Origin of the sequence: Prevotella heparinolytica (genome assembly GCF_002998535.1) — a bacterium.
Classification (GTDB): domain Bacteria; phylum Bacteroidota; class Bacteroidia; order Bacteroidales; family Bacteroidaceae; genus Bacteroides; species Bacteroides heparinolyticus.
In genome coordinates this window covers 610592-624307 of record NZ_CP027234.1, presented here as the reverse complement: position 1 = coordinate 624307, position 13716 = coordinate 610592, and the positions used below count along the sequence as shown (strand labels likewise).

6 protein-coding genes, 2 tRNA genes and 3 rRNA genes are annotated in these 13716 nt (G+C 48.5%); 3 read left to right on the top strand and 8 right to left on the bottom strand.

The features are described from left to right. Positions 1-44: 44 nt before the first annotated feature. The 8 genes from C3V43_RS02535 to C3V43_RS02500 form a co-directional block, all read right to left on the bottom strand. On the bottom strand, positions 45-1799 hold the full coding sequence (locus C3V43_RS02535; protein ID WP_106068458.1) for a V-type ATP synthase subunit A: 1755 nt from the start codon (positions 1797-1799) through the stop codon (positions 45-47). A gap of 18 nt (positions 1800-1817) precedes the next feature. Next, the gene (locus C3V43_RS02530; protein ID WP_106068457.1) at positions 1818-2657 is read right to left on the bottom strand and encodes a DUF2764 family protein; all 840 of its coding nucleotides are present in this window, start codon (positions 2655-2657) and stop codon (positions 1818-1820) included. 10 nt (positions 2658-2667) lie between these two features. After that, the gene (locus C3V43_RS02525) at positions 2668-3258 is read right to left on the bottom strand and encodes a V-type ATP synthase subunit E family protein (RefSeq protein ID WP_106068456.1); all 591 of its coding nucleotides are present in this window, start codon (positions 3256-3258) and stop codon (positions 2668-2670) included. 223 nt (positions 3259-3481) lie between these two features. Further along, positions 3482-3592 (bottom strand): 5S ribosomal RNA (gene rrf / locus C3V43_RS02520). Positions 3593-3696: 104 nt separating this feature from the next. Beyond that, positions 3697-6586 (bottom strand): 23S ribosomal RNA (locus tag C3V43_RS02515). A 108-nt stretch (positions 6587-6694) separates the two neighbouring features. Then, a tRNA-Ala gene (locus tag C3V43_RS02510) sits at positions 6695-6768 on the bottom strand. 12 nt (positions 6769-6780) lie between these two features. Then, positions 6781-6854, bottom strand: a tRNA-Ile gene (locus C3V43_RS02505). A 125-nt stretch (positions 6855-6979) separates the two neighbouring features. Beyond that, positions 6980-8507, bottom strand: a 16S ribosomal RNA gene (locus tag C3V43_RS02500). Together the 16S, 23S and 5S rRNA genes with 2 tRNA genes alongside form the textbook arrangement of a ribosomal RNA operon. 1303 nt (positions 8508-9810) lie before the next feature. Here C3V43_RS02500 and C3V43_RS02495 point away from each other — a divergent pair. The 3 genes from C3V43_RS02495 to C3V43_RS02485 are packed head-to-tail and all read left to right on the top strand — an operon-like array spanning position 9811 to position 13715. Further along, complete coding sequence (locus C3V43_RS02495; protein ID WP_106068455.1) at positions 9811-10251, top strand: nitroreductase family protein; 441 nt, start codon at positions 9811-9813, stop codon at positions 10249-10251. Positions 10252-10285: 34 nt separating this feature from the next. Continuing rightward, positions 10286-12520, top strand: a complete 2235-nt coding sequence (gene bioA / locus C3V43_RS02490; protein ID WP_106068454.1) for an adenosylmethionine--8-amino-7-oxononanoate transaminase — start codon at positions 10286-10288, stop codon at positions 12518-12520. A 28-nt stretch (positions 12521-12548) separates the two neighbouring features. After that, positions 12549-13715, top strand: coding sequence for an 8-amino-7-oxononanoate synthase (locus C3V43_RS02485; protein ID WP_106068453.1), 1167 nt, complete (start codon positions 12549-12551; stop codon positions 13713-13715). Position 13716: the final 1 nt, after the last annotated feature.

The window sequence follows — 13716 nt, the reverse complement described above, 5'->3', positions numbered from 1 at the left end:
AAAGCCCGAACAGAAAGTCATAAACGTCAAAACAGCATTTTTTTTCAGGCTCTACGCTCTTCTATCAGTTCCGACAACTGTTTGTAAAAGCCATCGTATGCTTCAGACTTGAACTTCGAGTAGTTCATCTGCTTGCAGATGTTAATCATCCTCTTGAAGTATTCCATCACCTCATTGAAGTTATCAAACTTAAACTCAGTATGACAGATGTTTATCACCATATTCAGAATTTCTTCCTGACGATCCATCGGAGTCACGGCATCAATCTCGTCGAAAGCATCTTGCTGCAAGATAACGAAGTCTATCAGCTCTGATTTCCAGAACGTCACGTGATACTCTACGGGCACACCGTCATCACCCAGAATGTTGATTTGCTCTGCGATCTCCTTACCGCGTTGCAAACGGGTTTTGACTTCATTTACCTTTCCAATCCACTCGCCGTTGATGCGCTTGCCAATGTAGTCGGCAAATTCGGGATATTCGATGTATTTGGAATAAGAATCAATCGGATTAACGGCCGGATAGCGTTTTTTGTCGGCACGGTCTTGCTCAAGGGCATAGAAACAACGGGCCACTTTCTTCGTGTTTTCGGTTACCGGCTCTTTCAAGTTACCACCGGCGGGAGATACCGTACCGATGAATGTGATGGAGCCCGTCTCACCGTTATTCAGCTTCACATAGCCGGCACGACCATAGAAGTTGGATATGATGGATGACAAGTCCATCGGGAAGGCATCCGGTCCGGGAAGCTCTTCCATACGGTTGGACATCTCGCGCAATGCCTGTGCCCAACGCGATGTGGAGTCGGCCATCAGCAACACCTTCAAACCCATGCTGCGATAATATTCGGCAATCGTCATAGCCGTGTAGACCGACGCTTCACGCGCGGCAACCGGCATGTTCGAAGTATTGGCAATGATAATAGTACGTTCCATCAGCTTACGTCCGGTATGCGGGTCTACCAATTCGGGAAACTCCGTAAAGATTTCCACCACCTCGTTGGCACGCTCACCGCAAGCTGCAATGATTACGATATCTGCTTCCGCCTGCTTGGAAATGGCATGCTGAAGTACCGTCTTGCCTGTACCGAACGGACCGGGAATAAATCCCGTGCCCCCTTCTACAATCGGATTGACCGTATCGATGACACGTACCCCGGTTTCCAGCAATTTGAAAGGACGGGGCTTTTCCTTATAGTTCGTCATGGCACGCTTCACAGGCCATTTCTGTATCATGTTCACATGGATGTCGTTACCTTCTTCATCAGTCAGCACTGCAATGGTATCTTCAATGGTGTAGTCGCCTTCTGCTGCAATGGATTTCACGGTACATACACCTTTTTGTTCAAAAGGCACCATGATTTTCAACGGCTGGAAATTCTCATCCACTTGTCCCAGCCAAGCAGCGGCTTCTACTTTGTCGCCCACCTTCGCCAAAGGAGCAAAATGCCATTTGCTTCCCTTATCCAACGGATAGGTATATTGTCCGCGTTTCAGGAAAACGCCATCCATCTTATCGAGGTCGTTTTGCAGACCATCGTAGTTTTTTGAAAGCATACCCGGTCCCAGCGTCACTTCGAGCATGTGTCCGGTAAACTCGGCTTCGGCTCCCACCTTCAGTCCGCGGGTGCTCTCAAACACCTGTACATAGACCCGGGTGCCTACCACCTTAATCACCTCCGCCATCAACTTGTCGCCACCGGTCGAGATATAACAAATCTCGTTTTGCGCCACCGGTCCGTCAACGACGAGGGTCACCATGTTGGCTATTACGCCACTTACAGTTCCTTTTGTTGCCATATAATTATGTTATTTGTTTTATCTGAATTCTACGGGTATCTGCACCTCGTCTTTCAAGGCAGCGATCATGCTGCGAAACATCTGGCTACCCCTTTCTTTATCCAATGAAATCCATCGCTCAATCATCTCCAATTGTTGCAGGAATACAAACAGACGTTCTACCGTGAAATAGTCAAAGAACGTAGCTTCTTCCATCCAGTCCCAACGAAGTTGATCAATCTTCCTCTCCCGATCCAGCAACTCACTCGTTTCACTGATTTTCACCAGCTGCTCCAAATATTCCACCTCACTGCCCAAGCCGAAATCACGCGCATTGGAAGTTCTCAAAATCTCGCACACCTCCGTATCACCCACAATAAGCGGGGCAACCTCCATCTTGAACTTTCGCGCCGTAAGCGCTGCCAATATATTGTTCACGGTAAGATTGAAAGAAAACCATGAAGACACAAAACGATTCTTGCACTTCATTGCATAAGCATAATAAAGTGCTGTCAAACGGTTCTCATATAAGACATCATCGCCGGCAGACGTACTGAAATATTCAGAGATAAAAGCAGACAAATAAGAAGGGAATACGCTTTCAGACACCTCATCTCCCTCTTTCATCCGGGAAATATAGCCCATCAATTCCTCTGCCGAAAAATTTCCACGCAAATCAATGGAGGCATCCTTATCCTTCAACAGCTTCAAGACATTGGCATTGTCGAATTTCAGATAAAACAAATCCATCAGTTTTTTATCCTCACCCGACAAATAGGGATAGAATTCCGTCCTGAAATCTGCTACTGTATAGCTCAGCTTGCTATCTTCCAAAGAAAGTTCGGGCAAACCGGCTACCAAGTAATAGTATTTACTCATAATTCAGGGGTTAAAAGAGCATTTCCACTAACTGCGGACGCAGGAATTCCTTGAAGTAGTTCATAAATTCTTCTTCGCCGAAGTTCACTTTGTACGAACCGTCGGCAGGCGATACGGAGAACAAAGACTTGATACCGTTCACTTGTTCAATCTTCACTCCATTATCCAGCAAGGTTTTGGCTTTCGCCACAAAATACTTCGTCAAACCTTCTGCATCAGCAGTAGAGATGACAATCGCCTCATTTGCAGACCATTTAGAGGCCAATGCAACGATGAAAGAATGAAGGAATTCTTTATTCTCGGCAAATGCTTTTACATCGGCATTCACAATCTTATCCGTCACTAAAGTAGCAATTTCGGATTTCAGTGCATTAACAGCCTGACCGGCAAACAATTTTAATTCTGATTTTGTATTCTCTGCCAATTCGTCGGCAGACTTATGGGCGGTAGTCACAATAGAGTCGGCTTCCTTACGAGCATCCTCTACTATTTTTTTTGCTTCTTCCTGAGCCTTCGCGATAAGCCTCTGAGCTTCTTCGTTTCCTTTTTCTACCCCTTCACGGTAGATTTTATCGGTCAGCTCTTGAATCTTGTTTTCCATATTTATAGGAGTATTATTTGATTTATATTACAATATTAAATACGTATATTTTCCTTTTTATCAGATTGCTGCCAAAAATACGAAAATCAATTCAATATTAGATGGTAAGAAAGGAAGAAAAGTTTGTCGTTTTAAAAAAAAACAGCAAAAAGTCCAGAAACCCAAAGGCACAAAAACAGAAAGCCCCCCATCCGTTCCCGGATGGAGGGGCCACTTCAAAAAAAGACGGCGGCTACCTACTCTCCCACTGTTACGCAGTACCATCGGCGTGACCGGGCTTAACTTCTCTGTTCGGAATGGGAAGAGGTGGAACCCCGGTGCAATAGCCACCTGAATAAGGATGACATGACGGAAGAAAAAAGAAAAGAAAAAACAAACGGGGACAGGCTTCGCAACCAACCCCCTGAACTGAAGGTATATACCGCCCAAGCGCGGAAGACAAAAAAGCGGACGGGCAATTAGTAATGCTCGGCTGTGACATCCCTGCCTGTACACCTGCATCCTATCAACGTCATCGTCTGTGACGGCCCTGAAAAGAAATCTAATCTTGTGGCTGGCTTCGTACTTAGATGCTTTCAGCACTTATCCAATCCCGACTTAGATACCCGGCGATGCACCTGGCGGCACAACCGGTAAACCAGAGGTCAGTCCAACACGGTCCTCTCGTACTAGTGTCAGAGCCACGCAAATTTCATGCGCCCACGATAGATAGAGACCGAACTGTCTCACGACGTTCTGAACCCAGCTCGCGTGCCACTTTAATGGGCGAACAGCCCAACCCTTGGGACCTTCTCCAGCCCCAGGATGTGACGAGCCGACATCGAGGTGCCAAACCCCTCCGTCGATATGAGCTCTTGGGAGGGATCAGCCTGTTATCCCCGGAGTACCTTTTATCCTTTGAGCGATGTCCTTTCCATACAGAAACACCGGATCACTATGCTCTAGTTTCCTACCTGATCGACTTGTAAGTCTCCCAGTCAAGCGCCCTTATGCCATTACACTCTCCCGACGGTTACCAATCGTCGTGAGGGCACCTTTAGAAGCCTCCGTTACGCTTTTGGAGGCGACCACCCCAGTCAAACTACCCACCAAACAGTGTCCCCGAAAATCAACGGGTTAGAACTCAAATAACCAAAGGGCCGTATTTCAACAGCGGCTCCAACGGGACTGGCGTCCCGAATTCAATGCCTCCGGCCTATCCTACACATCAATTACCCAAATTCAATGTTAAGCTATAGTAAAGGTTCACGGGGTCTTTTCGTCCCATCGCGGGTAATCGGCATCTTCACCGATACTACAATTTCACTGAGCTCACGGTTGAGACAGCGTCCAGATCATTACACCATTCGTGCAGGTCGGAACTTACCCGACAAGGAATTTCGCTACCTTAGGACCGTTATAGTTACGGCCGCCGTTTACCGGGGCTTCAATTCAAGGCTTCTCTCATCGATGACCTCTCCTCTTAACCTTCCGGCACCGGGCAGGTGTCAGGCTGTATACTTCATCTTTCGATTTAGCACAGCCCTGTGTTTTTGTTAAACAGTTGCCTGGACCGATTCTCTGCGCCTCCGTCGCCGGAGGACCCTTTATCCCGAAGTTACAGGGTCAGTTTGCCTAGTTCCTTAACCGTGAATCACTCAAGCGCCTTAGTATATTCAACCCGACTACGTGTGTCCGTTTGCGGTACGGGTACCCACAGGATTAAGTTTAGCGGATTTTCTAGGGAGTATGATTACATGCGCTATTGGCTTGTCCAAAGGACGCGCCATACTGTCAGGTTCGGCTCGGGGAACGGATTTGCCTGAACCCCTCGGCACCTACACCATTCAACCGGCTATTCCGTCAGCCGGCGGCATTGTCACTGCTCCGTCACCACGTCACTCCTGAAGGTAGTACCGGAATATTAACCGGTTCTGCCATCGGCATCGCCATTCGGCTGAGCCTTAGGACCCGACTAACCCTGATCCGATTAGCGTTGATCAGGAAACCTTAGTCTTGCGGCGAGGGGGTTTCCCACCCCCTTTATCGTTACTTATACCTACATTTGCGTTTCCACACGCTCCAGGAAAGCTCGCGCTTACCCTTCGACGCAGAGTGGAATGCTCCCCTACCGATGATATGAATCATCCCAGAGCTTCGGTAGAATACTTATGCCCGATTATTATCCACGCCAAACTCCTCGACTAGTGAGCTGTTACGCACTCTTTAAATGAATGGCTGCTTCCAAGCCAACATCCTAGCTGTCTTAGCAATCTGACTTCGTTAGTTCAACTAAGTATTCATTTGGGGACCTTAGCTGCTGGTCCGGATTGTTCTCCTTTAGGACATGGACCTTAGCACCCATGCCCTCACTCCTGACATAGAACCGGCAAGCATTCGGAGTTTGTCAAGACTTGATAGGCGGCGAAGCCCTCGCATCTTATCAGTCGCTCTACCTCATGCCGGTATAAGTCAAGGCTGCACCTAAATGCATTTCGGGGAGTACGAGCTATCTCCAAGTTTGATTAGCCTTTCACCCCCACCCTCAGGTCATCCGGAAGCTTTTCAACGCTTATCGGTTCGGTCCTCCAGATGGTGTTACCCATCCTTCAACCTGCCCAAGGGTAGATCACTTGGTTTCGCGTCTACTCCTTCCGACTCGAACGCCCTATTAAGACTCGCTTTCGCTTCGGCTCCGGGGCTAAAGACCCTTAACCTCGCCGGAAAAAGTAACTCGTAGGTTCATTATGCAAAAGGCACGCCGTCACCGTGGAAACACGGCTCCGACCGCTTGTAGGCACATGGTTTCAGGAACTATTTCACTCTTCTGTTCGAAGTGCTTTTCACCTTTCCCTCACGGTACTGGTCCACTATCGGTCTCTCGGGAGTATTTAGCCTTACCGGATGGTCCCGGCAGATTCACGCAGGATTCCTCGTGCCCCGCGCTACTCAGGATACCACTAGGCTGGAAACGGCTTCGTGTACGGGGTTATCACCCTCTATGACCTGCCTTTCCAGGCAGTTCCACTCACCGTCACGCGTGCCACGACGTGGTCCTACAACCCCATGGATGCCGTAACACCCATGGTTTGGGCTATTCCCCGGTCGCTCGCCACTACTGGGGGAATCATTGTTTATTTTCTTTTCCTGCAGGTACTAAGATGTTTCAGTTCCCTGCGTTAGCCTCTGCCATAGGCAGATGCCACCCCTTCAAGGTGGCGGGTTGTCCCATTCGGAAATCCGCGGATCAAAGGTCATTTGCACCTACCCGCGGCTTATCGCAGCTTATCACGTCCTTCATCGCCTCCGAGAGCCAAGGCATCCGCCATGTGCCCTTAATTGCTTTTTTATCTTACCGACACATTTGAAAGGTCGATATATACTTTCAGCTTTAACTTTACTTTTTTCTTGTTCGCATCATGTCAAAGATCGTAATACCCGAAAACACGGGAATATGTGGAGAATAACGGATTCGAACCGTTGACCCCCTGCTTGCAAAGCAGGTGCTCTAGCCAGCTGAGCTAATCCCCCCCAAAAAAAGGGTAGTCCCAGGCAGAGTTGAACTGCCGACCTCTACATTATCAGTGTAGCGCTCTAACCAACTGAGCTATAGGACTGTCAGTCAAACCCCGGCCATGGAAAAAGGCCCGGCTTCTACTTTCTCTTTATTAGGATAAACAAAACAAGCAGCACAAAACAAAAGAACCGGACTCCTATAAATAAATTAAGGACATCACTCCAGAAAGGAGGTGTTCCAGCCGCACCTTCCGGTACGGCTACCTTGTTACGACTTAGCCCCAATCACCGGTTTTACCCTAGGGCGCTCCTGGACGGTTACGCACTTCAGGTACCCCCGGCTTTCATGGCTTGACGGGCGGTGTGTACAAGGCCCGGGAACGTATTCACCGCGCCGTGGCTGATGCGCGATTACTAGCGAATCCAGCTTCGTGGAGTCGGGTTGCAGACTCCAGTCCGAACTGAGAGGGGATTTAGGGATTGGCCGGGCGTCGCCGCCGAGCTGCCTGCTGTACCCCCCATTGTAACACGTGTGTAGCCCCGGACGTAAGGGCCGTGCTGATTTGACGTCATCCCCCCCTTCCTCGCATCTTACGACGGCAGTCTCCACAGAGTCCCCAGCATCACCTGATGGTAACTGTGGATAAGGGTTGCGCTCGTTATGGCACTTAAGCCGACACCTCACGGCACGAGCTGACGACAACCATGCAGCACCTTCACAACCGCCTTGCGGCTTACCCGTTTCCGGATAATTCGGTTGCAATTCAAGCCCGGGTAAGGTTCCTCGCGTATCATCGAATTAAACCACATGTTCCTCCGCTTGTGCGGGCCCCCGTCAATTCCTTTGAGTTTCACCGTTGCCGGCGTACTCCCCAGGTGGAATACTTAACGCTTTCGCTTGGCCGCTTGCCCTATATCGCAAACAGCGAGTATTCATCGTTTACTGTGTGGACTACCAGGGTATCTAATCCTGTTTGATACCCACACTTTCGAGCATCAGCGTCAGTTACACTCCAGCAAGCTGCCTTCGCAATAGGAGTTCTTCGTGATATCTAAGCATTTCACCGCTACACCACGAATTCCGCCTGCCTATACTGCACTCAAGGCACCCAGTATCAACTGCAATTTTAAGGTTGAGCCCCAAACTTTCACAGCTGACTTAAGCGCCCGCCTACGCTCCCTTTAAACCCAATAAATCCGGATAACGCTCGGATCCTCCGTATTACCGCGGCTGCTGGCACGGAGTTAGCCGATCCTTATTCATAAGGTACATGCAAATGGGTACGCGTACCCACAATTATTCCCTTATAAAAGAAGTTTACAACCCATAGGGCAGTCATCCTTCACGCTACTTGGCTGGTTCAGGCTTCCGCCCATTGACCAATATTCCTCACTGCTGCCTCCCGTAGGAGTTTGGACCGTGTCTCAGTTCCAATGTGGGGGACCTTCCTCTCAGAACCCCTATCCATCGTAGGTTTGGTGGGCCGTTACCCCGCCAACTGCCTAATGGAACGCATCCCCATCGGTAACCGGAATCCTTTAATGGAGAAACCATGCGGAATCACCATACTATCCGGGATTAATCTTTCTTTCGAAAGGCTATACCGGAGTTACCGGAAGGTTGGATACGTGTTACTCACCCGTGCGCCGGTCGCCATCGGGCTTAGCAAGCTAAGCCCATGCTGCCCCTCGACTTGCATGTGTTAAGCCTGTAGCTAGCGTTCATCCTGAGCCAGGATCAAACTCTTCATTGTAAAAGTATCGATTGGGATTCACATGACCCGACCCCTTGGTCAGGGGAAGGAAGGAATCCCGTTTGCTCTGTTCAGGACATCCGAAAATTTAAAGAAGTTACCAATGCGGACCCCATACGTATAAAATACATAAGGGACATTGACGGTTCTTCTGTTTTACCCAAGACCGATCCCCGCATTTTACGGGAAACAAGCCTTGCTCTTGTACTACTTGTATTGTTTATGTAAATCTATTCAAAGATCGATGGTGCCGACCCTAACGGGAAAGCGGATGCAAAGGTAAGGACTTTTATCGATATCTTCCAAATTATTGCGGAAGTTTTTTTCTTTTTTATTTCCCGCCGACGCTCTCTGTGCGAAAGGGGAGGAAAATAAAGGGAAACGAAAGCCGCTTGCGGCATCCTGCAAACCATCATGTCAAAGCACCCGTGCCCCCGTTGCCGAAAGCGGATGCAAAAGTAGAACTTAAGGGAAACATCGCAAAATATACAAGGAACTTTTTTTAAAAGAAAATACGGGGAACGGCTTAAAAGGCTGAATGACAAAGGAATCCAAGAGAAGAAAAAGAAAGGGGAGCAAAGGAAGGAAGGGGAAGGGACACATTATAATATATACGTGCGCGAGAAGGAAAGGGGGGAAGGGACGGCTTAAGGACGCTCCCCATGCAGGAGAAGGAAGGAACACGGAGAGGCGACGGGGATGATACAGGCTTAAATACGAAGGAAGAATGGAGACAATTAGAAATGGAGGATACCGGAAGGGACAGAAAAACATTTACCTCTTTAGAGAACTATCCTCCCCGCCACAGCCCACCATATAGATGCCCTCGGCTGAAAGTCTAGATACAGCACGGTGGAGATATATCCCCATCAAGGTCAGCCTGCAGGTATCCCTCGCAAGAAATATCTATAAACAAGTATCCGGCATTAATTATCAACAACAAAATGTTATGACGAAACGGAACATAGAAAAAATGAACGGTATTTTTAATTAAAGACGCCGGAAAAGAATGAAGATCAAAAACAAGAAAAAACCAAAGGTTAATAACACCAATAAATATACTAAAGCATGTTATAAATCAGACTACTATTACCTCAAAATTTGGAAATTAGAAAAAAGGACGTACCTTTGTAACGTGTTTTTCATAGTATTAGATTTAAGGTTAACAAAAGATTGGCTGTCTGTGATAGATAGCCTTTTTTTATGCCCCCCTCCCAGCCTACTCTTGAATATTTTTTTCTACATTTGCAACCTCAAAAAGAGAACCAATCATACAGAACGAATATGTTCTCTGCATATTTAAATGAAGAGTAGAACACCTATTATATCCACTATCCGCTTCCGCCGCTGGAGCAGAAAAAGTTATGCAGCGTTTGCCTGTATAAGGCGTTGTGTGACCATTGGTTGCCTGCGAAAAGATGTGGCAGACTGTTCATTGGCCAAGCAGAAAGTCACAGGAGCTGCCACTTATACAGGATGCAGCATGGAAAGCGTATGGAAAGGAGTTACTAAAAGAAAAGAAGATGATTACAGCACCTCACCGCAGATTGAGGCTTTTCTTTTCTTCGGAATGCCGGAAAATATAATACTCCTGAATATTCTTTCCGGCATACAAGGTGTCAACTTTATAAAAACGGGAAAGAAATATTCTTTTCCTCAAAGAAGCAATTCCACCGGCACGGTTTATCGGAATCTGTACGACCTATGCAGGTCATCAATCCTGATAAACCGTGCTTTTTATTAAATAGCCGGAAAAGGCACAACCAGATTAAAAAAAGATGACTGTACAAGAACTAAAAGCCCAAGTGCTGCAGGGCAATCCTATAAAAAAAGAAAAGGCCGAATGGCTGGCTGCACAACCTGATAAAGAAGCGTTGTATGATGCAGCACACGAAATAACCCAAGCTTTGGCTTCGGAAGAGTTCGACATGTGCTCCATAATCAACGCCAAGTCGGGAAAATGTCCGGAAAATTGCAAATGGTGTGCACAGTCGGCACACTATAAGACGCAAGCAGATGTATATGACTTGGTAGATAAAGAAGAATGCCTACGCCATGCCAAGTATAATGAAAGCCAAGGTGTGGCACGTTTCTCATTAGTGACCAGTGGGCGGAAGCCTTCGGGCAAACAAATGAAGAAACTGTGCGAGGCAGCTCGACACATGCGTCGTAATTCCTCGATACAACTATGCGCCTCGTTGGGATTGTTGAATGAAAACGAAATGCAAGCACTGCACGATGCAGGCGTCACGCGCTATCACTGTAATTTGGAAACAGCTCCCTCATACTTTCCGCAACTTTGCAGCACGCATACGCAAGAAGAAAAATTGCGCACCTTGCAAGCAGCCCGCAACGCCGGTATGGACATTTGTAGCGGCGGCATCATCGGCATGGGCGAAAGCATCGAACAACGCATAGAGTTTGCCTTCACGCTGAAAGAGCTGGAGGTGCAATCCATCCCCATCAATCTGCTGAGCCCTATTCCGGGAACTCCTTTGGAGCATCAGGCTTCGCTGACCGAAGAAGAGGTGTTGACTACCATCGCCTTGTTCCGTTTCATCAACCCGACGGCATTCCTGCGTTTTGCCGGAGGACGCTCCCAACTAAGTCAGGGGACCGTAAAAAAAGCACTCCACATCGGAATCAACTCGGCCATTGTGGGCGATTTGCTAACCACACTGGGCTCGAAGGTTTCGGAAGATAAGGTACTGATTGAAGATGCAGGATACCGTTTCAGCGATTCGCAATTCGACCGGGAGCATCTTTGGCATCCTTATACCTCTACCACTAGTCCCTTGCCTGTATATAAAGTTAAACGGGCAGATGGCGCTACCATTACGCTGGAAAACGGAGAAACATTGATAGAAGGCATGTCGTCGTGGTGGTGCGCTGTGCATGGATACAATCATCCGGCATTGAACCGGGCCGCCGAGGAGCAACTTAGCAAGATGTCGCACGTCATGTTCGGAGGTTTGACACACGCCCCCGCCATTGAGCTGGGACAACTATTGTTGCCGCTTGTTCCCCCATCCATGCAAAAGATTTTTTACGCCGATTCCGGTTCGGTGGCAGTAGAAGTTGCCATGAAAATGGCTGTACAATATTGGCATGGAAAATGGAAAAAGGAAAAAAGTAATTTTGTGACCATACATTCCGGTTATCACGGAGACACATGGAATGCCATGTCCGTCTGCGATCCGGTGACGGGAATGCACTCCCTGTTCGGTTCCGCGCTGCCAGTACGCTATTTCTGCCCCAAGCCTCATTCGCGCTACGATGGGGAATGGAATGCCCAAGATACCGAATATTTGCAGGAGATGGTGAAAAAGCACCACGAAGAACTGGCTGCGCTCATTCTTGAACCGATTGTTCAAGGAGCAGGCGGCATGTGGTTTTACCATCCGCAATATCTGCGCGAGGCTGCGCGAATATGCAAAGAATATAACCTTCTACTGATATTCGACGAAATAGCAACGGGATTCGGACGAACGGGCAAACTTTTTGCTTGGGAACATGCCGGCGTAGAGCCGGACATCATGTGCATAGGCAAGGCACTGACGGGCGGATATATGACGCTCTCTGCCGTATTGGCTACCAACGAAGTGGCCGATACCATCTCGAACCACTCGCCGGGAGTATTCATGCATGGGCCTACGTTCATGGGAAATCCGTTGGCTTGTGCCGTGGCATGCGCATCGGTCAAACTGCTGACCTCTCCGGAATATGACTGGCAAGGAAAAGTAAGGCGCATAGAAAACCAACTGAAAAAAGAATTGGAGCCTGCACGGAACTTACCGCTCGTACGGGATGTGCGTATATTGGGAGCCATCGGGGTCATTGAGCTGACCGTCGATGTGAATATGGCATGGATGCAGAAACGATTTGTGGAAGAGGGCATCTGGGTACGCCCGTTCGGGAAATTAGTCTATCTGATGCCGCCGTTTATCATCGAGCCCGAACAATTGACGAGACTGACAAGCGGATTGATAAAAATCATCGGAGAGATGAAATAACTTTTCATGAACCGAGTATATTAATAGTATGAACGCAACTAAATATATGCAGCAACACCTGCAAGATTTGAAAGAACAGAGCAACCTGCGTCGTCTGCCACGGATGATACACGACGGACGGCACGTTACGATAGACAACAGACGGATGCTGAACCTTTCGTCCAACGATTATTTGGGTTTGGCGACAGACCGAGGATTAAGAGAGGAGTTTCTTCGGACACTGACCGCAGAAACGTTTTTGCCCACCTCCTCTTCTTCCCGCCTGCTGACAGGAAACTTCAACATCTACGAAGAACTGGAGACAGAACTTGCCGGACTGTTCGACACGGAAGCCGCCTTGGTATTCAACAGCGGGTATCATGCCAATACCGGTATTCTGCCCGCCGTGAGCGATACGCAGACGCTTATCTTGGCCGACAAGCTGGTGCATGCCAGCATCATCGACGGCATCAGGCTGTCGACTGCACGATGCATACGCTATCGCCACAACGACACCAACCAACTGGAACGTTTGCTGAAAGAGAATCACGAAGCATACCGGCAAATCATCATCGCAACAGAAAGCATTTTCAGCATGGATGGCGATATGGCCGACCTGACGAAACTGGTAGAGTTGAAGCGTGCCTACAACAACGTAATGCTCTATGTAGACGAGGCACACGCTTTCGGAGTACGGGGTAAGTACGGCCTGGGATGCGCGGAAGAATCCGGATGCATCCGGGATATAGATTTTCTCGTAGGTACTTTCGGCAAAGCCGCCGCATCGGCAGGCGCATACATCGTTTGCAACCGTGTGACGCGCGAATACCTCGTCAACCGAATGCGTACACTGATTTTTACCACAGCCCTGCCCCCGATAAACATCGCATGGACATTGTTCATCGTACGAAAACTTCCCGCCATGCAGGAACGGCGGCAACATCTGGCCCGCATCAGCCGATTGCTGCGCGAGGCTTTGCAAACCAAAGGATACGACCATCCGAGCGTAAGCCACATTGTGCCCTTGATTATCGGTGCAAGTGCAGATGCCGTACGGTGTGCCGAAGAACTGCAACGCCATGGGTTTTATGCACTGCCTGTCCGTCCGCCCACGGTTCCCGAAGGAACATCGCGCATCCGTTTTTCGCTGACTGCGGAAATTAAGGAAGAAAAGATAAAAGAGTTGGCCCATCTCATAAGCCAATCTCATATTTGAA

Excerpts from the sequence above, each read along its gene's own strand:
- C3V43_RS02535 (WP_106068458.1), bottom strand. The coding sequence starts at position 1,799 with ATGGCAACAAAAGGAACTGTAAGTGGCGTAATAGCCAACATGGTGACC.
- C3V43_RS02530 (WP_106068457.1), bottom strand. The coding sequence starts at position 2,657 with ATGAGTAAATACTATTACTTGGTAGCCGGTTTGCCCGAACTTTCTTTG.
- C3V43_RS02525 (WP_106068456.1), bottom strand. The coding sequence starts at position 3,258 with ATGGAAAACAAGATTCAAGAGCTGACCGATAAAATCTACCGTGAAGGG.
- C3V43_RS02495 (WP_106068455.1), top strand. The coding sequence starts at position 9,811 with ATGAAGAGTAGAACACCTATTATATCCACTATCCGCTTCCGCCGCTGG.
- bioA (WP_106068454.1), top strand. The coding sequence starts at position 10,286 with ATGACTGTACAAGAACTAAAAGCCCAAGTGCTGCAGGGCAATCCTATA.
- C3V43_RS02485 (WP_106068453.1), top strand. The coding sequence starts at position 12,549 with ATGAACGCAACTAAATATATGCAGCAACACCTGCAAGATTTGAAAGAA.